General features: G+C 45.2%; 15 protein-coding genes. 6 read left to right on the top strand and 9 right to left on the bottom strand.

All coding sequences use genetic code 11. From position 1 onward, the window contains the following. Positions 1-130 precede the first annotated feature (130 nt). The gene (locus VER99_RS01765; protein ID WP_020335849.1) at positions 131-1,855 is read left to right on the top strand and encodes an acetolactate synthase 3 large subunit; all 1,725 of its coding nucleotides are present in this window, start codon (positions 131-133) and stop codon (positions 1,853-1,855) included. A gap of 1 nt (position 1,856) precedes the next feature. Next, entirely contained in the window at positions 1,857-2,351 is a 495-nt protein-coding gene (gene ilvN, locus VER99_RS01770; protein WP_014230733.1) for an acetolactate synthase small subunit, read from the top strand. A 154-nt stretch (positions 2,352-2,505) separates the two neighbouring features. Here the strand turns inward: ilvN and pykF are convergent, their stop codons facing one another. Then, positions 2,506-3,918 (bottom strand): pyruvate kinase PykF, encoded by a 1,413-nt coding sequence (gene pykF, locus VER99_RS01775; RefSeq protein WP_014230734.1) that lies wholly within the window; start codon positions 3,916-3,918, stop codon positions 2,506-2,508. Positions 3,919-4,350: 432 nt separating this feature from the next. Here pykF and VER99_RS01780 point away from each other — a divergent pair, with 432 nt between their 5' ends. Next, the gene (locus VER99_RS01780; RefSeq protein WP_014230735.1) at positions 4,351-5,112 is read left to right on the top strand and encodes a DeoR/GlpR family DNA-binding transcription regulator; all 762 of its coding nucleotides are present in this window, start codon (positions 4,351-4,353) and stop codon (positions 5,110-5,112) included. Between the two features lie 118 nt (positions 5,113-5,230). After that, a complete protein-coding gene (gene glmS / locus VER99_RS01785) occupies positions 5,231-7,063 on the top strand; it encodes a glutamine--fructose-6-phosphate transaminase (isomerizing) (protein ID WP_020335851.1) in 1,833 nt (610 codons plus the stop codon). Positions 7,064-7,217: 154 nt separating this feature from the next. Here glmS and VER99_RS01790 read toward each other — a convergent pair whose 3' ends face one another. The 7 genes from VER99_RS01790 to VER99_RS01820 all read right to left on the bottom strand — a co-directional run bounded on the left by VER99_RS01790 (position 7,218) and on the right by VER99_RS01820 (position 16,837). After that, entirely contained in the window at positions 7,218-8,063 is an 846-nt protein-coding gene (locus VER99_RS01790) for a MurR/RpiR family transcriptional regulator (protein WP_020335852.1), read from the bottom strand. Positions 8,064-8,118: 55 nt separating this feature from the next. Further along, a complete protein-coding gene (locus VER99_RS01795; RefSeq protein ID WP_020335853.1) occupies positions 8,119-9,495 on the bottom strand; it encodes a PTS transporter subunit EIIC in 1,377 nt (458 codons plus the stop codon). A gap of 1 nt (position 9,496) precedes the next feature. After that, complete coding sequence (gene murQ / locus VER99_RS01800) at positions 9,497-10,399, bottom strand: N-acetylmuramic acid 6-phosphate etherase (protein WP_020335854.1); 903 nt, start codon at positions 10,397-10,399, stop codon at positions 9,497-9,499. Between the two features lie 305 nt (positions 10,400-10,704). Continuing rightward, a complete protein-coding gene (locus VER99_RS01805; RefSeq protein WP_014230740.1) occupies positions 10,705-11,235 on the bottom strand; it encodes an MltR family transcriptional regulator in 531 nt (176 codons plus the stop codon). A gap of 58 nt (positions 11,236-11,293) precedes the next feature. Beyond that, positions 11,294-12,442 carry a mannitol-1-phosphate 5-dehydrogenase gene (locus VER99_RS01810; RefSeq protein ID WP_014230741.1) on the bottom strand — a complete coding sequence of 383 codons (1,149 nt, stop codon included), beginning with the start codon at positions 12,440-12,442 and terminating at the stop codon, positions 11,294-11,296. A 112-nt stretch (positions 12,443-12,554) separates the two neighbouring features. Then, positions 12,555-14,504 carry a PTS mannitol transporter subunit IICBA gene (locus VER99_RS01815; RefSeq protein ID WP_020335855.1) on the bottom strand — a complete coding sequence of 650 codons (1,950 nt, stop codon included), beginning with the start codon at positions 14,502-14,504 and terminating at the stop codon, positions 12,555-12,557. A gap of 578 nt (positions 14,505-15,082) precedes the next feature. After that, positions 15,083-16,837 (bottom strand): lysophospholipid acyltransferase family protein, encoded by a 1,755-nt coding sequence (locus VER99_RS01820; protein ID WP_020335856.1) that lies wholly within the window; start codon positions 16,835-16,837, stop codon positions 15,083-15,085. A 318-nt stretch (positions 16,838-17,155) separates the two neighbouring features. On the opposite strand from VER99_RS01820, the gene VER99_RS01825 reads away from it, so the two are divergent. Next, complete coding sequence (locus VER99_RS01825) at positions 17,156-18,514, top strand: 8-oxoguanine deaminase (protein ID WP_020335857.1); 1,359 nt, start codon at positions 17,156-17,158, stop codon at positions 18,512-18,514. Positions 18,515-18,585: 71 nt separating this feature from the next. Here the strand turns inward: VER99_RS01825 and VER99_RS01830 are convergent, their stop codons facing one another. Beyond that, complete coding sequence (locus VER99_RS01830) at positions 18,586-19,635, bottom strand: DUF4382 domain-containing protein (RefSeq protein ID WP_014230745.1); 1,050 nt, start codon at positions 19,633-19,635, stop codon at positions 18,586-18,588. Positions 19,636-20,014: 379 nt separating this feature from the next. Here VER99_RS01830 and VER99_RS01835 point away from each other — a divergent pair, with 379 nt between their 5' ends. Then, on the top strand, positions 20,015-20,788 hold the full coding sequence (locus VER99_RS01835; protein WP_020335858.1) for an EAL domain-containing protein: 774 nt from the start codon (positions 20,015-20,017) through the stop codon (positions 20,786-20,788). The last annotated feature ends 123 nt before the right edge of the window (positions 20,789-20,911 follow it).

A 20,911-nucleotide genomic window follows, 5' to 3' on the forward strand; every position in this document is an offset into this window, starting at 1 on the left:
TTATGACGAACGCAAGACATAGCCGAAAACGTGGAAGTATTTCGATTAGGCTACGAATAAGCCCTAAACTATGTAAAACCAGACCTATCCGTTGACCTTACGGTGTGGAAACTGGGTAAGGAGAGCAATTATGACAGCAATGTTGTCAGGTGCAGAGATGGTTGTGCAATCTCTGATCGAAGAGAATGTATCGCAGATCTTTGGTTACCCTGGCGGTTCCGTTCTAGATATCTATGACGCACTGCACGCCAAAACCGACCAAATTAAACACGTACTAGTAAGACATGAACAAGCCGCAACGCATATGGCCGATGGCTATGCTCGTGCTACTGGCAAGCCGGGTGTCGTACTGGTATGTTCAGGTCCTGGCGCGACCAATACAATTACTGGTATTGCGACCGCTTATATGGACTCTATCCCAATGATCGTTATCTCAGGTAACGTACCGAACAACCTGATTGGTAACGATGCATTCCAGGAATGTGACATTGTTGGTGTCTCTCGCCCAGTGGTAAAACACAGCTTTTTAGTAAAGAAAGCGGAAGATATTCCTGAAACCATCAAAAAAGCGTTTTACATTTCGACGACAGGTCGCCCTGGTCCAGTTGTGATTGATTTGCCAAAAGATGTGATGAATCCGCAAATCAAACTGCCTTACCAGTATCCAGAAAGCATTTCGATGCGTTCATACAAGCCAACCACTTCGGGGCACAAAGGCCAAATCAAGAAAGCACTCAAGTCTCTACTTGAAGCGAAAAAACCTGTGCTTTATGTCGGTGGTGGTGCGGTGATTTCCGGCGCACACGAGCATATCTTTGAACTGGCAGACAAGCTGAACCTTCCTGTAGTGAGTACCTTGATGGGCTTGGGAGCATTCCCTGGCATGCACAAAAACTCGCTGGGCATGTTGGGTATGCACGGTACCTACGAAGCCAACATGGCAATGCACGAAGCTGACCTGATTTTTGGTATCGGGGTTCGTTTTGATGACCGTACGACGAACAATTTGGAAAAATACTGTCCGAATGCGAAAGTTATGCATATTGATATCGACCCATCGTCGATTTCAAAAAACGTGAAAGTAGATTTACCAATCGTTGGTTCGGCAGAAAAAGTGCTTACGACCATGTTAGGTTTGCTGGCTGAGCAAGAAGGTGCAAACGACGAAGAAGCGATCAAAGCGTGGTGGGAAGACATTCAAGTTTGGCGCGATCGTCAGTGCTTATCCTATGAAACCTCTTCAGAGATTATTAAGCCTCAGCAAGTTATTGAAACTCTGCACAAACTGACCAATGGCGATGCTTATGTTGCTTCAGATGTAGGTCAGCACCAAATGTTTGCTGCGCTTTACTACCCATTTAATAAACCACGCCGTTGGATCAACTCTGGTGGTTTGGGCACGATGGGCTTTGGTCTTCCTGCTGGTTTGGGTGTTAAATTCGCTATGCCAGAAGAAGAAGTGGTTGTGGTTACAGGCGACGGCAGTATTCAAATGAACATTCAAGAGTTGTCGACCGCAATGCAGTACGACATCCCAGTGAAGATCATCAACCTGAATAACCGTTTCCTAGGCATGGTAAAACAGTGGCAAGACATTATTTACCAAGGTCGTCACTCTAATTCATACATGAGTTCTGTTCCTGATTTTGCAGCAATTGCAGAAGCTTATGGTCACGTTGGTATTCGTATCGAAACGCCAGATCAGCTAGAAGCTGGTTTGCAAAAAGCACTCGATATGAAAGACCGCTTAGTGTTCGTTGACATTAACGTCGATGAAACTGAGCACGTTTACCCTATGCAGATTAAAGGTGAGGGTATGGACAAAATGTGGCTAAGCAAAACGGAGAGAACTTAATATGAGACACATTATTTCATTGCTATTGGAAAACCAACCTGGTGCGTTGTCTCGCGTTGTAGGCTTGTTCTCTCAACGTGGTTACAACATTGAGTCTTTGACGGTTTCTCCTACAGACGACGAAACTCTTTCTCGTATGAATATCACAACGACATCAAACGAGATGCAACTTGAGCAGATTCAGAAACAGCTACATAAGTTAATTGATGTGCTAAAAGTTCAGGAAGTAACAGAGCTTGAGCACCTTGAACGTGAACTGATGATGGTGAAGGTGAAAGCGAGTGGCTTTGCTCGTGCTGAAGTAAAACGCACAGCAGACATCTTCCGCGGACAGATTGTTGATGTCACTGCTTCTCAATATACCGTTCAGTTGGCAGGCACCAGCGAGAAACTGGATGCGTTTATTAAAGCGATTTCGGAAGTTACGGAAGTAGTGGAAGTTGCTCGTAGTGGGGTAGTTGGCATTGCGCGTGGAGAACGTGCGCTGAAGCCTTAGCGCTAACCGATAGCTTGCTACCAAGAAAAGCCACCGTTAAAATCGGTGGCTTTTTAAATTTGGTACCAGCCAACCGGCGAATCATTTTCGTGATAAGCAAAAACAAAAAAGAGGGCCGAAGCCCTCTTTTTATTTATCTTGTAAACGTTTCGAATTAAAGAACGTGTACAGATGCAGTGTTTGTAGTACCTGAAGCTACTAGAGCACCAGAAACCATCACAACGATGTCGCCTTTGTTACCTAGGCCAGACTCTAGAGCAAGCTCTTTACCAGTCACGTAGAACGCGTCTGTGTTTTCGATAGAGTCAACAACGATTGGCGTAACACCTTTAGTAAGAACAAGCTGTGCAGCTGTCTTAGTGTTAGTTGTTAGTGCTAGGATGTTTGCAGTTGGGAAGTACTTACGTACTGAACGTGCAGACTTACCGCCTTCAGTTGCAACAACGATAAGTGGAGCAGCCAGTTTCTCAGCAGTGTCTACAGCGCCTTTACATACCGCTTCAGTGATACGTAGACGTGGGCTGTCTAGACGAGAACCTAGTTCCGCTTTAAGAACTGAATCAGTACGTTTAGCGATTTGCGCCATGATAGTTACTGCTTCAACAGGGTATTTACCTTTTGCAGTTTCACCAGAAAGCATTACTGCGTCAGTGCCATCCATTACAGCGTTAGCAACATCGCCTGCTTCCGCACGAGTAGGACGTGGGTTGTTGATCATAGAATCAAGCATTTGAGTTGCAGTGATAACCATCTTACGTGCACGGTTACACTTCTCGATCATCATTTTCTGAGCGAAGATTACTTCTTCTGCTGGGATTTCAACACCTAGGTCACCACGTGCAACCATGATGCCGTCAGAAAGCTCTAGGATCTCATCGAAGTTATCAACACCTTCTTGGTTTTCGATCTTAGAGATGATGTGGATGTTCTCGCCGCCGTTTGCAGCAAGTACGTCACGGATTTCTTGAACGTCAGAAGCTTTACGGATGAAAGAAGCCGCAACGAAGTCAACGCCTTGCTCACAACCAAACTTAAGGTCGTTCTTATCTTTTTCAGATAGAGCTGGTAGGTTTACAGAAACGCCAGGTAGGTTAACACCTTTGTTTTCGCCTAGTGCACCGTTGTTAAGTACTTTACATTTAACTTCAGTTTCAGTAGTCGCGATAACTTCCATCTCGATTAGACCGTCGTCTACAAGGATAGTGTTACCAACGTTTAGGTCTGCTGCGAAACCAGCGTAAGTCACTGCTACAGTGTCTTTGTTACCAACAACTGAAGTGTCAGTTGTGAAAGTGAATTCTTGACCAGCAACTAGATCAACGTCGTTACCGCCTTCTAGTTTGATAGTACGGATTTCTGGACCTTTAGTATCAAGAAGGATTGCCAGTTGTTTGCCAGTTGCTTCCATTACTTGGCGGAAGTTCGCAATACGAGTGCCGTGCTCTTCATAGTCACCGTGAGAGAAGTTAAGACGCATAACGTTCATGCCTGCGTTTACTAGTTCAGTTAGCTTCTCTACAGATTCAGTTTTAGGGCCAATCGTACAAACGATTTTGGTCTTTTTCATGGAAGATACTCTCCGGTAAGTATAGTTACAATTTGAAAGTCGGTTATTTACTCTGAAGTCAGGGCGTTTTTGATGACATTTTGTGCCTGTCACCCACCGATTTTCCGCCACATTATTGAACTTCAGATTCTGAAAGTCTTTCACCAAGTTTAGTCATTTTATGACTTAAAGATCGGTGATTTTGGTTACCTTTTTGTGACTAATCCCACTTTATATGCAGAAAGTTGCAAAAAAATAGCCGTCATTTCTGTAATTTTTTTTCTTTTCGGTGGCGAATTCTACCACCGAATGAATCCAATATCACTGTTTAAGAATTGTCTTAGGACAAGGTTTTATCGAGAAATATTAATTTTTTGGATCGAAATAAATGGACTTAAAAGTTTCGATTTGACTATAATAACTTTCGAAACGAAACTTAAAATCAAAATGTAAATGTCGAAACGAAACACTCAACTAAGAAGACACGCTATTTCTAACCTGGTTTCTGAACTGGGCGAAGTCAGTGTAGATGAATTGGCTCATCAGTTTGAGACCTCTGAAGTCACGATTAGAAAGGACTTAGCTTCTTTAGAGAAAAATGGACAGCTTTTGCGTCGTTATGGTGGAGCGATCGCGATCCCAACGGAAGTTATCCATGAAGAATTGAGTCCAAATGTTTCGACTCGAAAGTTAAATTTAGCCAAAGCGGCCGCATCGCTGATCCGAGACCACAATCGCATTGTTATCGACAGTGGCAGTACAACCGCAGCATTAATACAGCAGCTAAACGACAAGCGTGGTTTAGTGGTAATGACCAACTCATTGCATGTGGCAAATGCCCTTAATGAGCTGGAAAGTGAACCGACTTTGTTGATGACAGGCGGGACCTGGGATACACACTCTGAATCCTTTCAAGGCAAAGTGGCTGAGTCTGTTTTAAGAGCTTATGACTTTGACCAGCTTTTTATTGGTGCTGATGGTATCGACCTGGAGCGCGGAACGACCACATTTAATGAGCTTGTTGGCTTAAGTAATGTGATGGCAGAAGTGTCCCGCGAAGTCATCGTAATGATTGAGTCTGAAAAAATTGGTCGCCGTATTCCGAATCTTGAGCTCGCATGGCAACAGATCGATGTGCTGGTAACTGATGCGGATATACAAGCTGAGCATAAATCACAGATTGAACAGCATGGCGTGAAAGTCATTTGCGCCTAACAAACTTATATTCAAACTAACATTTTTAAATTTACTTCCCTCATGTACGGGCCTTTGCTTGCTGCCTCTATATGAAATCATGGCTAGGGAAGAACAAAACTAAAATCGGAGAAAAAACATGTGTGGAATCGTCGGTGCAGTGGCACAACGAGATGTTGCAGAAATTTTGGTCGAAGGTCTACGTCGTCTGGAGTACCGTGGCTATGACTCGGCGGGCGTAGCGATCGTCGATGCTGAAAATAATCTGACTCGCGTTCGTCGTCTAGGCAAAGTGCAAGAGCTGGCTGATGCGGTTGATCAAGAGAAAGTGATTGGCGGCACTGGTATTGCGCACACGCGCTGGGCGACACACGGTGAGCCTTCAGAAATCAATGCGCACCCACACATGTCAGGTGATATCACTGTTGTGCATAACGGCATCATCGAAAACTACGAAGAACTGCGTGAAATACTTCGTGAGCGTGGCTACGTATTCGAATCTCAAACTGATACTGAAGTGATTGCACACCTTGTTGAGTGGGAACTTCGCACGTCAGAAACGCTGCTTGAAGCGGTACAAAAAACAGCGAAGCAACTGGAAGGCGCTTACGGCACTGTAGCGTTGGATCGTAAAGATCCTTCTCGCATTGTTGTGGCTCGCTCTGGTAGCCCGATTGTTATTGGCTTTGGCGTGGGTGAAAACTTCCTGGCTTCAGACCAATTGGCATTGCTTAACGTTACTCGCCGCTTCATGTACCTGGAAGAAGGTGACGTAGCTGAAATCACTCGCCGTGAAGTGACCGTTTACGATGAAAAAGGTGAGCGTGTAGAGCGTGAAATTACTGAGTCCAATGCTGAGCACGATGCGGGTGATAAAGGTCAGTACCGCCACTTCATGCAGAAAGAAATCTACGAGCAGCCAAAAGCGCTAATCAACACAATGGAAGGTCGCATTACTGCCGATTCTGTTGTGACGGATGCGATTGGTGTACATGCGGCAGACATTCTAAGCAAAGTCGAGCACGTACAAATCGTAGCTTGTGGTACCTCTTACAACGCGGGTATGACCGCTCGTTACTGGTTTGAAGATATTGCTGGCGTAAGCTGTGACGTAGAAATCGCATCTGAGTTCCGATACCGCAAGTTTGTTACTCGTCCAAACAGCCTTCTTATCACGCTATCTCAGTCTGGTGAAACGGCCGATACGCTAGCAGCGCTTCGTCTTGCGAAAGAGAAAGGCTACATGGCGGCAATGACCATCTGTAACGTGGCTGGTTCTTCTCTTGTTCGTGAATCTGATTTTGCCTTTATGACTCGCGCTGGTGTTGAAATCGGTGTGGCTTCTACCAAAGCATTTACCACTCAGCTATCTGCACTGTTAATGCTGGTTACTGCGCTTGGTAAGCAACAAAACCGTATCAGCAAAGAGAAAGAAAAAGAGATCGTAGAAGCGCTGCACGCACTACCAGAGCAAATCAATCAGGCGTTGTCTTTTGAAAAAGAGATCGAAGCTCTGGCAACGGATTTTGCTGATAAGCACCATACTCTGTTCCTTGGCCGTGGTGAGTTCTACCCAATCGCGATGGAAGCATCTCTGAAACTAAAAGAGATCTCTTACATTCATGCTGAAGCTTACGCAGCAGGTGAACTAAAACACGGTCCTTTGGCTCTGATCGATGCCGACATGCCAGTGGTTGTGGTTGCGCCAAGTAATGATCTGCTTGAGAAGCTGAAATCAAACGTTGAAGAAGTTCGTGCACGTGGCGGTCTACTGTACGTATTTGCTGACGCTGATGCAGGCTTTGAAGGCGATGACACAATGAAGATCATCACAATGCCACACGTAAGCGAAATCACTGCAGCGATTTACTACACCATTCCAATGCAGTTGCTGTCTTACTACATTGCTCTGATCAAAGGTACTGACGTTGACCAACCACGTAACCTGGCAAAAGCAGTTACCGTGGAATAACACTACTCCTTACCAAGTGAATTACAAAGCCACCTATTACGCCGCGCGTGATAGGTGGCTTTTTCTTTTATGCTATTAGACAAAATAGGGGAAGGATCTTCACATTGCCGCGAATAAACCCAGTCTGCTTGCTCACATTGTTCGATGGACAGCGTTAAGGCTGAATTTGACGAAGTGAGTCCAACGCCGTGTTCATGCTGACAGAGTCGGTCAGTGTATTGAGTTTGAAAAACAGGATGTCGAAAGCAATCATCTGCAGCAGTTGTGGCGTGACCATACCTAATTGGTTGTGCTCTTCGGTGTAGCTATAAGGAATGACGAAATCCGATAGCTGAGCCACTTTGCCTTTTCCGTAACGAGTCAGTGCGATCACTTTGGCACCGTTGGCGCGTGCTTTTTCAATCGTGGCCAACACTTCTTGTGTATTGCCTCGCGCCGATACCACCAGCAATACATCGTCTTTTTTCAGCAGTGAAGCCTGGACGATTTGAATGTGGTAATCCAGGTTGAACTGAACGTTAAAACCAGAGCGAATCAGCTTGTGGTTGATGTCGGCGGCGACCACCGCAGAAGCCCCAATACCCGAGAGCAGAATCTTGTTTGCCTTGAGCAGTAACTCAGCACTGCGCTCAATGGTATCGGTATCAATCAGGCTTAGAGATTGTTCTATCTTACTGGTAAATAAGTTTTTTGATTTCTCAATGATGGTTTGGGTTGAGTCACTGCTTTCGATTTCTGCATACACAGATTGAGTGGGCAGCTTTTGTGTTTGTGGAGCAAGTGCTGCGAGCTTCAGTTTTAAATCGGGAAAGCCGCTACAGCCGATGCTCTTGGCATAGCGAATCACCGAGGAGTCGCTGATACCCAGTTTAGCGCCGACTTTGGTGGCGCTAAACTTGGAGAGGTCAAACTGTTGCTCAATAATAAAGTGCGAAATTCTTTGTTCGTTCAGGTTAGTGGAATGAGCGAGTACTTTGACTTTATTGATGATGCTTTCCATTGATGCCTCTACAGTGAATTCGTCCCGCCGCAACGAATCGTACGACGGGATGATATTAGCGACTTTTCGCTGTCTTTTCGACTGGATCGGTAAACCCTAAGAGCATCGACGCGATAAAACCGACTATCCATGCACACACCACCGCAAGAAGGAATGATGGAATCTGCCCCTCGCCAACCAGTGGAATCAGAGAAAGCCCAGCAGTACCAAATGGAATGATGATGCCAATCTTGAACGCGGCCATCATGGCACCACCAGCAAAACCGCCAATACAGCCTGCAATAAAGGTTTTACCTAGCGGTAGTGACACACCAAACAACAGTGGTTCGCCAACACCCAGAATACCAACAGGCAGAGCTCCAGTGATGGTCTTCTTCAGGCGTTCATTCTTCGACTTAAGGTAGACGTACGCCGCTGCGCCGACTTGCCCCATGCCACCCATCGCTAAAATCGGGAACAGGTAGTTAAGACCAAAAGTCTCAAGAATTTGTGCATGAATAGGGATAAGACCTTGGTGTAAGCCTGTTAATAGTAGGAACAGGAAGCCACCACCCAGGACACCGCCAACCGCTACGGAACCTGCGGATTCATTAAGCAGTGCAACCGAAACCAAGTTGCCTAGCCACACGTTTACCGAGTGGGCGATAGGCTGCAAGATGAACAAAGCCACTGCCGACGACACCAAAATAGTTACGGTCGGAGTAAAGATAAGGTCGAGACTTTCTTTACAGTGGCTACGGAACCAAAGCTCAAACTTAGAAGAAAAGACACAGACCAACAATACAGCAAACATGCCGCCGCCGCCCGGAACTAACGCGTTACCAAATAACTCGATATTTGCAAGGCCCGGCGCAGCCAAAACTGCAGCCATCACCGCACCAATCGCAGGAGACGCCTGAAGTTCTTTAGCGGTATTCATACCGATCATGACAGAAAGCACCGCGAATACGGCTTTGCCAACGACAGTGAATAGCGAGAAGATATCTGGGTTGGCTGCGACAAATTCCGGAGCGACGAGTTTGAAGATGTTCACCATCCCCAGAACTAAACCACAACCGATCAAAGCTGGAATGGTCGGCACAAAAATCGCGGCTAAGGTGTTGAGAGCGCGACGAATCGAAAATGGTTGCGCGACAGGGGCCTCCGCCGAACCTTCCTCAATACCTGCACCTTTCATTCGTTTATTCAGAACGCCAGCGACTTTTGCCGCAGTGCCCATGCCGACGATGATTTGATATTGTTCTCCGGCATCAACGACACCTTTAATACCCTCAACCTCTCGTAGTGCATCCATATTAAATTGGGAGTGGTCTTTAAGCACGATACGTACGCGTGTCATGCAGTTGGTCAGGGTCGCGACGTTATCAAAGCCGCCAATATGCCGTTCAATGTGATCGGCAATGAGTTCCAGATGTTCTATCTTATTTGCCATGCTATTTTCCTTGCAGTAACTGCTGTTTCAGAGGTTGGAAGGGTTGTGCCGCAAGAGCCAACGCTTTAGAAGGTGAAGTGTCCAACGTGTGCAGCAATACCGCAGCACGAACATTGTATTCCACCGAATCCAATAGCTTGGCGGCGGTGAGATCATCCACTTCACAAATTTGCTGCACCATGTGCTGGGCACGAATGCGCAGCTTCTGGTTATTCGCTTTGACGTCTACCATCAGGTTTCCGTGCACTTTACCCAGTTGAAGCATGACCGAGGTACTCAGCATGCCCAGTAACATCTTTTGTGCTGAGCCGCTTTTCATCCGTGTCGAGCCTGCCAGTACCTCTGCGCCGACATCCGGTGCAATAGACACATCCGCGTGTTGCGAAATAAGCCCTGGTCCTCGGGTACTGAGTGCAATGGTTTTCGCGCCGATCTGTCTGGCGTAATCCAGTGCTGAAATGACGAAGGGCGTTCTTCCACTTGCGGCAATCCCAACGACTACATCTTGCGAAGTCAGTTGGCGCTGGCGAAGTTCGGCAGGAGCGGACTCTTTGCAGTCTTCAATGTCTTCTACAGCCGCGAGCATAGCGTCAAGACCGCCTGCGATAATGGACTGGACCAGAGCAGGATCGGTACCAAAAGTAGGGGGGCATTCTGCTGAGTCTAAAACACCAAGTCGGCCGCTGGTTCCTGCACCAACATAGAATAAACGGCCGCCTTGTCTCATCTGCGAGGCAATCAGTTCAACCGCTTTGGCGACATCTGGCAGCACTTTATTAATCGACACCGCAACGCTGGCATCGTGGGCATTGAGTAATTCCAGCACTTCCATTAATGGCAACTCGGACAGCTGCTCTGTCTCGGGGTTTTGCTCTTTATTAATGGTTGACGACAACTCACTCATAACTCTCTCCGTTGATAATCGACGGATAGATAATAATTAAATGTCGAATTCCGACAATTTAAATAGTACGGATTATAGATTGGAGTCACATATGTAAAACGATGTTTCATTTATTTTTGTTGTGGTTCGACTACTTATTGGTAGGAGACTTGACGGGGAGTGAATGGTTGTATTAACGAGTGAGAATGTCGAGAAGTGACATTCTCTAAACAAAACACCCGGTCGAGGAGTCGGTGGGCAGAGGTAGCAATAATTCAAAGCAGTAGTCAGTACTGCACAAAGATAGCGTTAGTAATGTTTAACTATTAAAAAGGACTTTCCTTGCCAAGTTCATTGCAGATTTCGACAATGGCGAGGGAAAGCCCTGATTTGATGATTTGTTGTTGGCGCTGAAGTTGAAGCTGATAGAACTCCAGATCGATGTCGTCATCCGGTTCATTGACTTCCAGTTGCACCATGCCCATTTTCTTAACTAAATGCAGCTTTTTGATCGGATCGAGAATGTTTGGGTCAGTGAACTCGTAGTCGGATGCGTCGCTGTTGAGTTGGTTTTTGAGCTTAATGATATCTTCAATATCGTGGTAAATATCGTCAGGTAGTACGCCCAAACCAAACAGTAATTTTAGACGAACAGACAGATCGCCCAGTGGGCCTGAGTCTTGTAGTAGCGGGCCAACAACCGATTGAACAGCGAAGTTATCTTTACGGAAAATTCTTTGTATCAGACCGTCGATCGACTCGTTAAAGACGTCGACCGTGGCAATAAAGAAGCCCCGCACTGAGGGTGCGCCGTTGAGTCGTTCAATGATCTCGGTTTCGTTGATGTTATCTGCCATATACTGAGTAGTTGTTAAGTCGTTATTATAAGGGGAGCATTGCCCCCCTCTGAGTTAATTACAGCTGGTTGTAGAGTGCCTCAATATGAGCCACCTCAGCGCTGTCTTCTGCAAGACCTGTGTATTTCGCGAGCGTTGGCTTCACGCCGACTTCTTTTAATGAAGTTTGTAATTCAACCGCTTGAGGATCGGTGTCGTTAGTGTACTTCAACGCCGCCGCTATCCCTTTTAAAAGTGTTTGATTTTCAGTGCCATATTCAATTGTACCGAGTAATGGCTTCACTAATCTATCATTTGCACCTAATTTGCGAATTGGCTGACGTCCAACGCGGTCAACTTCATCAACTAAGTATGGATTGGCAAAGCGGCCCAGAATCTTCTCGATGTAGGCATTGTGCATGTCGCGGTCGAAGCCATAACGACGAATCAACACTTCACCACTCTCGATCATGGCCTGTTTTACTTCTGCCTGAATTTCAGGATCTTCAATCGCTTCTCGAATGGTGCGGTGTCCTTTCAAGCAGCCCAAGTAAGCCGTAATACAGTGACCGGTATTTAGGGTGAACAGTTTACGTTCCACAAACGCCATCAGGTTGTTGGTCTTTTCCATCCCAGCGATGTCCGGGATTTCCCCTTTGAATTGCTGCTCGTCAACAATCCACTCGCTGAAGCTTTCTACCGTTACTTCCAGTGGGTCATCGTTGGCAGCTTCTGCTGGTGGCACGATACGGTCTACTGCAGAATCGACGAAGCCAACGAGCTCATCGGCTTTTGCGTGCAGTGACGCATCAAGATGTTTGTACACTTCGCCCTTTAAATGGGTCGTCCCGCGAACCATGTTCTCACAGGCGATGATGTTCAGTGGTGATTCATTACCCGCTTCGAAACGTTTGGTGATGCCGGTTGCGATGGTTTTCGCAATGATGTCCAGCACGTTTGGACCAACAGCGGTTGTCACTAAATCGGTTTTTACGATGCGGTCAATCACGTCTTCACTTGCTGAGTTAACTGCGGTGACATGCGTGACTGTGTCGATTTGGCACTCCGTGCCCACCACTTTAACTTTGTATTCTTGTTTATGACTGAGTTGGTCTACCAACGGGGCATCAACGTCAGCGAAAGTGACCTCGACGTCTGCGTCTGCTAAAAGTTTACCGATGAAACCACGACCAATGTTACCTGCGCCAAAATGAACTGCATTTTTCATAACTGTTACCTACCAATGTCTGAAATATTGACTAACGAATCTAGGGTGAGGCCAACCGCATAGGGGGTGACAGCTGACCTCGGTTTGCTCAGGAGCAAATTAAGTGAAGTAATTAAGCGGCTTGTTCGCGGCCAAGGATGTTGAGGATCTCTTCTACATCCGTAGTGCTGGTTAGCTTCTCAATTGCTTCTGGCTCATCGAGTGCGTTCGTAATGGTGGTAATAACTTGGATGTGCTCATCATTTTTAGCGGCAATGCCGATAACCAGTTTCGCTACATCGTCTTCGTCTTCAGTAAATTGGATACCCGATGGGTATTGGCAGATAACAATGCCAGTCTTTTTAACGCGATCTTTCGCTTCAATCGTGCCGTGTGGCACCGCGATAGATTCGCCAAGGTAAGTCGGAACCAGTGCTTCACGATCAAACATCGCCTCTACGTATTCTGGTTCAACGTAGCCAAGTTCAACTAACTTGTTGCCCGCAAAGCGAATCGCTTCTTCTTTGTTAGCCGCGCTTAAACCTAAGTGGATGTTTTCACGTTGAATCTGGAATACAGATGGTTGCTGTTGTTCAAAATTGTCGTCGTTTGCTGCAAGAACCGATACTTTTACCATCTGATCGTCATTGGCAGATGAAGTTTGTGCCGCCAGCAGTTTGGTGACGAGTTGGTTGTACATTTCGCTGTCCAGGAAATTAGTCAGTGAAATGTGGTGTGCGTTAGGAGCATGCTTACGTGCACGATCCGTCAAATCTTTATGAGTAATCACGATATCTGCACTCTCTGATAAATTGTTAATAGCAAGGTTAGTGACGTGGATGTTCAGACCTGCGTCCTGAACTTTCTTGCGTAGCATGCTCGCACCCATCGCGCTTGAGCCCATGCCGGCATCACAAGCGACAATAATGCTTTGAACTGTCGCAAGGTCTACGTCGCCTTTGCTTTCACTGTTTACCGCTGCATTGTTTTTTGATGCAGATTTCATGTCTTTCATTTGTGACGTTGCTTTTTCTAGCGCTGCTTTATCGCCGTCTTCTTCTGTCGATGTTTGAGTCTTCATTAACAGAGATGCTACGGTGAACGACACGCCCGCTGCCGCCGCGATAGAGGCTAGAACACCAACGATCGAGCCTTTTTGCGTCATCAATAGTACCGCGAAGATAGAACCTGGAGACGCTGGAGAAACGATACCTGCGTTGAACATAGTGAGAACGAACACACCTGTCATACCACCTGCGATAGCCGCTAGGATGAGGCGTGGGTTCATCAGAATGTATGGGAAGTAAATCTCATGGATACCACCAAAGAAGTGGATGATAGAAGCACCACCAGCAGTCTGACGAGCAGTACCTTTGCCAAACACCATGTACGCCAGAAGAATACCTAGACCCGGACCTGGGTTTGCTTCAATCAGGAAGAAAATAGATTGACCTGTTTCTGACGCCTGTTGAATGCCTAGTGGTGAGAAGATGCCGTGGTTAATTGCGTTGTTCAGGAACAGAATCTTCGCTGGCTCAACAAAAATAGAAGTCAGAGGTAGAAGGTGCGCTGATACAAGGAAGTTTACGCCTGCTGCTAAAGCACCAGAAAGTACTTTTACAAAAGGACCTATCAGGAAGAAAGCAAGAATGGCACACAGCATACCGATGATGCCTGCAGAGAAGTTGTTTACCAACATCTCAAAGCCACTTTTCACTTTGCCATCGATGTAGTTGTCGAATTTTTTAATCGCCAAGCCGCCCATTGGACCGACGATCATCGCTCCCATGAACATAGGGATGTCTGTACCGACAATCACGCCCATTGTGGTGATTGCGCCGACTACAGCACCGCGATCGCCGCCGACTAATTTACCACCGGTATAACCGATAAGTAGTGGCAGCAAGTAAGTGATCATAGGACCAACCATTGAAGCCAAAGTCTCATTTGGCAACCATCCGGTTGGGATGAATAGTGCAGTGATAAAGCCCCACGCGATAAATGCGCCAATGTTAGGCATTACCATGTTAGACAGAAAGCGACCAAAATTTTGTATCTTGATCTTAGCATCTGGTGATATCATAACAATTCCCCGTTCGATGTTCTGATGAATATTGTTGTCGTAAACGGTTCGCCAAAACCGCTTGTTTGATTGCTTAGTACCCAATCAATTTATCACACAATTTCCAATTAGAACTGACAACGGGCTTTTCGTGATCTACACCCGCACTTCTTCAGATAAAAAGCATTTTTTAAGTGATGGCGATCAATTTATTGATATGTAACTTAATAACAAAATGCAGGTTTTAAATCTGTCAATAAAAATCTTAGTGATCATGTCGATCTTATTACAAATTTGAATTGAAAATATAATGTGATCAAAATCACTTATGATTTATTTCTGGGATCGAATTAAATATTTCGATCGATCAATGTCACATTTTGTCTTGGTTTGGTTGTTGGTAAAAATGTGACCTGCGTCTGGTTGTGGTTTTTTGAAATTTTGTAACGAGATATGCTGCGCAATATCAGCACATAGCGACTGATTGGCTGGGCAAATGAGTGCGATGTCAGAAATATCGGAAAATTTCGGTTATATTTCTTACAAATTAAAAGGATAGTGCACTGCTTGTATCAGCAATGCACTATTTCTCTGGTAAGTTATTTATCGAGGTGTTGTGCTAAATATGTTCGCGTATTTTCCAGCCCCATGTAACGTGCCAGTGTCTTTTCTGGCACTTCGCGTAAGTCCACCATAATTAATCCGTCTAGTGCGTTGTTAAAGGCAGGATCAACGTTAAAGCAGACCAGTTTGCCGTTTAAGCTCAAATATTGACGCAGTAAAACAGGAACCCCTTTGCCTTCATCAATTCGAGCGATCACACGCGAAAGCAGCTGCAAATCGCCTAACGCGGTGAGCATGCTGGTGTTCCAGTTCAGGTTAGTCTCGGGAAGCGGGTTGGATGGGGTAACGTGTTCAGCACAGGCATTGTCGTAGTGATGTAGTGTCATGGACTGAGCCAGTAATTGACGTGCGGTTTGGCTGTAATCGTTACTTATGCTGACCGGACCAAACAGGTGCGTGTACTCTGGGTTTCTATGTACGAATGTTGCAATGCCTTTCCAAAGCAGCAGTAGCGCACTCATGCTCTTTTGGTATTGCTCCGCAATCACCGAGCGTCCCATCTCAATCGATTTACCCATCTTGTCGATAAAGCGCTGGTCATAGTTAAACAGGGTGCGGGAGTACAACCCTTCAACGCCATATTTTGTCATTAATTTATCGACTAACCCCAGACGATAAGCGCCTACCATACATTGATTTTCACGATCCCAGACAAATAGGTGCAGGTAATCATGATCGAAATGATCGATATCGATCGCTTGCCCTGTGCCTTCGCCCACCTGACGAAAGTTGTATTCACGTAGACGACCGATTTCATGCAGTAGAGATGGGATCTGATAAGCGGATGTGCAGTAGACCTCAAACTCACCACTTTCAAGAAGTTTGGCTTCTGCAGGTAAGCTGTGCAGCTCATCGAGTAATTGGCTTATCGGTAACCCTGCCGCAATAGGCAGCAAAGCATTCATCGATGTGGTTTGCCCAGGAGTGCTGGGATCACGGTTAAGCAGGTAGGTATTGAGCCTCAAATAATTGACCACCTGATCATCACTGAGGTTATTCAGCTCTTTAAATTTAATCGCTTGTCCAAACGATAATTCAATCGTCTGCGCATTCTTATTGAGCAGCTCTCTTCCCAGCATTAAGGTTCTTAGCAAAGGATGAATTTTACCCGCCATGTAGAAGCGTTTTGAGTTTTGTCCGTTAATAAATACGGGTACCGTCGTCGCCTTATTTTTACGAATCAGGCTACTGACACTGCGGCTCCACTCTTTGTCTTCTAAACGCTGCTGCTTAGCGTCAACCAGTTGCGATACTTCACCCGCAGGGAAAACTAACAACAATCCGCCGTTTGCTAGGTGTCTGTTCGCCGCCCGCAGTGCTTTCATGTTGGACTTGACCGCATCCTTACCTTCAAACACATCTACACCAATAAATAACTGGTCGAGTTCCGGGACGGTTTTAAGGTATTGATTCGCCAGGATTTGGATGTCATCTCGAACCATGAGCAGTAATTCAGCCAGTATGACGCCTTCGACGCAGCCGAGAGGGTGGTTGGCAACAATGACGGTAGGGCCTTGTTTTGGAACGGCGTCGAGTGAGCCATGAGCAATTCGGTAATCGATACCTAAAATCGACAGCGTAAAGCGTAAGAAGGTTTGAATATCTGCATTAACGGGTCTTTGCGCATAGAACTTATCGAGCTGGCTTAGTCCAGTAGCCCACTCAGCGACATTTTCACCAATGCCAAATGGCGTTTTACGAGGGAGACGAAAAGGGGTAGTGCTATCCATATTTACCTCAGCGTGCAAGTTTCTAACTGGATAGTAGGAATTACAGATGACAGTTCAGCGGCAAAACAGTGAGTCTTTGGTGACAAAAGGGTGACGATTTATTGAACGCTGAGGTTAGATTCAGAGGTCGGTGCGGAGTTTTTTATCCGCTTTAGTTGAGCTTATGCTATGGTAGCTAAAGCTCATTCTATGGGCTTATTACATGCCGTCATATCGGTATTATTAATCAAATAAAATCACTCAACATCTTCTCACGTGAAGGTGTTGGTACAAGTCCGATTCCCCTGAAATGGTTGAAACGGCTAAGGATATTTATGAATGGAAACAATCTGGATTAAGAATCCACTCGCGATTTACACTGGCAATGAGCAGGACGCTCGCGGAGGTCTGGTGATTCGCGGAAATAAAATTGTTGAGCTGGTGGCCCTTAATGCCACGCCTGATGTACAAGTCGACTCGGTGGTCAACGCCAGCCAGCACGTTATCACTCCAGGGCTAATCAATGCCCACCATCACTTTTATCAAACTTTGACTCGCGCTTATCCCGATGCTCTCAATAAAGAGCTGTTTCACTGGTTGAAAAGCCTTTATCCGGTGTGGGCGAACCTTGATCAGGAAATGATGAGTGTCGCCACTGAATTGGCTTTAGTTGAGCTTATGCGTTCAGGGTGCACGACCGCTTCGGATCATCACTACTTATTACCCAATGGTCTGGAACATGCCATCGATCTGCAAGTTGAAGCTGCACACAGCCTTGGCGTACGCGCTATTTTTACTCGGGGTTCAATGAGTTTGGGAGAAGATCAGGGCGGTTTACCGCCAAGGCATACTATCCAAACAGAGCAAACGATAGTCGATGACAGCAAAAGACTGATCAATGAATATCACCAAGATCATGATGGTGCGATGATTCAAATTGCGCTTGCGCCATGTTCCCCATTCTCGGTGACCACGGATCTGATGAAAGAGACTGCGCGAATCGCTCAAGATGAGAATGTTATGGTGCATACTCACTTGTGTGAAACCATTGATGAAGAGAACTTCTGTATCAAGCAGTTTGGATTACGTCCGGTCGATTACCTTGAAGATGTTGGCTGGTTAAACGAGCGGACCTGGCTGGCTCATGGTATTCATTTTAACTCTGAAGAGATTCTACGATTAGGTAAAGCGGGCGTTGGGGTCAGTCATTGTCCGACATCCAATATGATGCTGGCCTCTGGTATGTGTAAAAACTTGGAGCTTGAACAGGCCGGTGTGAAAGTTGGCCTTGGCGTGGATGGTTCTGCCTCAAACGACGGCTCCAATATGATTGCTGAAGTCCGCATGGCGATGTACCTGCAACGCCTTCAGTATGGCTCAGCAAAAGTAACGCATTTTGATGCTCTGCGCTGGGCGACAAAAGGTTCTGCTCTTGCGATGGGGCGACAAGATATTGGAGAACTAAACATCGGTTATCAGGCTGACATTGCCATGTTTAAGCTGGATGATATTCGCTTCTCAGGGAGTCATGATCCGCTGGCGGCTTTACTGCTATGTGGCGCACAACAGGCTGACCGAGTGATGGTAGCTGGCCAATGGCGGGTCCATGATGGTGAAGTGATCGGTGTGGATTTACAGGACTTGATGGTTCGTCATAGCCGCGCCGCGAAGCGACTGGCAGAGCTGTCCGCCAGTTAATGTCTGACAGACCAAAAATAAAAAGCCGCTTACAAACCAGTAAGCGGCTTTCTCTATTCTAAGTGTGAGAACTACAGAATCGGGTAGATGTCTTGTTCTGTGTGTTCACCCTCAACCACTTCTACAGGCGTATAGTGTTGGTACATTAAGAAACCGTCTTCAGAAGTTTCATGGGTATCCGGGCTGTCGATGTATGAAGTACATGTGTAGCCAATGGTGTAAGTTCCTGGACCAATAAAACCAAACTCGTAATCGTAAGTTAAATTGCCAAGTTCATCTTCGGTCTCATTTACATCAGCAATCGCAACTGGTGTGTTAAATTCTGCTGGCGCACCTAAGTCACCCATCGTGCTGCGATCCATCTCACCAGCATATAGGTAAACTGAGTGTACAGCTGGCACGTCGTTAATTGCGTTCCAACTTGCACTGTCTGCTTCACACGCGTTGTACTGTACGGAGCTAACTACACCGCCAATATGGCCAGCCTCTGATGCGTTAACCAAGCTCACCGCATTCGAGTTCATGTTCATATGATCCTGACCCGTTGGATCTGCCAGGCCTTTACGTAGATCAAACTCAACGACGTAGCTGTTATGACCAGTATGTACTTTTACGTACTGACCTTTTTGCGAGAACTTCAGGCGGCCTTGATCGCTGGTATCAGGCTTCGTTCCATAACAGCTGCCTTTGCTGTTCACTACAAGGCCTTTCACTGTGCCGTCAGTTTTTTCGACGTAAGAAAGTGTTGTGTCGTTTAGCTGTCTGCCATCTTTTGCGTACAAGCACATCGCATAATCGCCAGGTGCGATAGTTTGCTCGCTAATGATGGTTTCTGCATTGCTACCTTGATACTGCATCAGGTCTACTTGACGTAATGCACCGTCTTCGCTGACGTTCATAATGATAGCGTCGCCAGTCTTATCACCTGTTTCAGGGTCAAACGGGATTAAAACCACATCTTCAAAAGCTAAAACGACTTTATTTGCATCATCGACAGGAGCATCTGAAACCGCAAGAGAAAAAGTTGCTGCTTCTGTGTCGGATGAAGAGTCACCGCCATTACAGCCAGTCAGTAAAAGACCACCTGAAATCGCGAGGATAGGGTAGGTGTATTTTTTCATATTTCCTCTTTCATTCACATTGCTGATAAATGCAAAGCGTAGTCTTAAAAACGAGAATGAATGTCATCAAAGAGTGATGTGCGGGTAAATTATCAGTGTAATCAATGTCATTACCAAGGCGATTTGGTGGGTTTATATTGGGTCTTGAATCTTCTCTCGCCCGACAATATTTAGTCATAATTTTCTTTTTTTTTGAACATTATTAACTAGTCTGAAGGTAATCATTCATAGCTTTACTACTCTCATCACAATGTTATTTTTTTGACGGATTAAATTTAAATAAAAGAAAAAACTCATATTTTTTAAATTTATTACGCAACTATAGGATTGCAACAAAAACTCAACTATATTTACAAACTGTGTAAAAGTAGGAGTGCGTATGTTTACTGTTGAATATTCAACGTGTGGTGGCGTTACAATAAGCAACAAAAATAGCTATGTAACCCTAGAGTTTTTATTGCAGCCAATATACCTCCCTAAATCTGGAGAAACGATCTATTGCGAATGCCTCTCAAGAGTAATTAATGAATCAGGAGAGACATTAAATAGTGAATCCTTCTTCGATAATATTGACGATGAATTCATTAAGACTGTTTTTTTACTACAGATGGAATATTTTAGTGGCATAAAAACGTCTAAAGGTATTTTTTTGAATTTAAATCTATCTGCATTAGAAGATGATGAGTTTGTAGAGAAGGTTATAAATAAAAACATCTACAATAAATTTCATATAGAAATAAATGAAATAAGCACTTCTATTAAATATAGTAAAATACTAAAAAATATAAAACGACTTCAAAAGTTAGGTATGTTTATCGTTCTTGACGATTATTATGAAGAAAATATAGCGGCTCACTTATCTTTAGGGTTAATTGAATGGGACTATATTAAAATAGATAGGTCATTCTTATTATACAATTCTGGTGATGATGATTGTTTAAAGTCTCTTATTTTTGTTTTACGACCTTATTGTAAACACGGTTTAATAATTGAAGGAGTCGAGACTTACTTTCAGAATGAATACCTTAAAAAATATAATATTTTAGCTCAAGGTTATTTTTACTCTAGACCAAGAAAGGTGACTAACGAACGAGAGGATCATCAAGAATCAGAGTTAATGAAGAAAAAATCAAAAGCAAACACTTATCATTGACATTTTAGAATGTGTAATCTGATAGATTTGGCACTTGTCCTCTAGGTCATCCCCTCGCGTAACCGATTCCAAACTAAGAGTGTTCGTGTGTTAGTATTGTTTAATCACATGAATAATTGTAGA

The organism is Vibrio natriegens NBRC 15636 = ATCC 14048 = DSM 759, assembly GCF_035621455.1.
Lineage (GTDB): Bacteria > Pseudomonadota > Gammaproteobacteria > Enterobacterales > Vibrionaceae > Vibrio > Vibrio natriegens.

Excerpts from the sequence above, each read along its gene's own strand:
- VER99_RS01765 (WP_020335849.1), top strand. The coding sequence starts at position 131 with ATGACAGCAATGTTGTCAGGTGCAGAGATGGTTGTGCAATCTCTGATC.
- ilvN (WP_014230733.1), top strand. The coding sequence starts at position 1,857 with ATGAGACACATTATTTCATTGCTATTGGAAAACCAACCTGGTGCGTTG.
- pykF (WP_014230734.1), bottom strand. The coding sequence starts at position 3,918 with ATGAAAAAGACCAAAATCGTTTGTACGATTGGCCCTAAAACTGAATCT.
- VER99_RS01780 (WP_014230735.1), top strand. The coding sequence starts at position 4,351 with ATGTCGAAACGAAACACTCAACTAAGAAGACACGCTATTTCTAACCTG.
- glmS (WP_020335851.1), top strand. The coding sequence starts at position 5,231 with ATGTGTGGAATCGTCGGTGCAGTGGCACAACGAGATGTTGCAGAAATT.
- VER99_RS01790 (WP_020335852.1), bottom strand. The coding sequence starts at position 8,063 with ATGGAAAGCATCATCAATAAAGTCAAAGTACTCGCTCATTCCACTAAC.
- VER99_RS01795 (WP_020335853.1), bottom strand. The coding sequence starts at position 9,495 with ATGGCAAATAAGATAGAACATCTGGAACTCATTGCCGATCACATTGAA.
- murQ (WP_020335854.1), bottom strand. The coding sequence starts at position 10,399 with ATGAGTGAGTTGTCGTCAACCATTAATAAAGAGCAAAACCCCGAGACA.
- VER99_RS01805 (WP_014230740.1), bottom strand. The coding sequence starts at position 11,235 with ATGGCAGATAACATCAACGAAACCGAGATCATTGAACGACTCAACGGC.
- VER99_RS01810 (WP_014230741.1), bottom strand. The coding sequence starts at position 12,442 with ATGAAAAATGCAGTTCATTTTGGCGCAGGTAACATTGGTCGTGGTTTC.
- VER99_RS01815 (WP_020335855.1), bottom strand. The coding sequence starts at position 14,504 with ATGATATCACCAGATGCTAAGATCAAGATACAAAATTTTGGTCGCTTT.
- VER99_RS01820 (WP_020335856.1), bottom strand. The coding sequence starts at position 16,837 with ATGGATAGCACTACCCCTTTTCGTCTCCCTCGTAAAACGCCATTTGGC.
- VER99_RS01825 (WP_020335857.1), top strand. The coding sequence starts at position 17,156 with ATGGAAACAATCTGGATTAAGAATCCACTCGCGATTTACACTGGCAAT.
- VER99_RS01830 (WP_014230745.1), bottom strand. The coding sequence starts at position 19,635 with ATGAAAAAATACACCTACCCTATCCTCGCGATTTCAGGTGGTCTTTTA.
- VER99_RS01835 (WP_020335858.1), top strand. The coding sequence starts at position 20,015 with ATGTTTACTGTTGAATATTCAACGTGTGGTGGCGTTACAATAAGCAAC.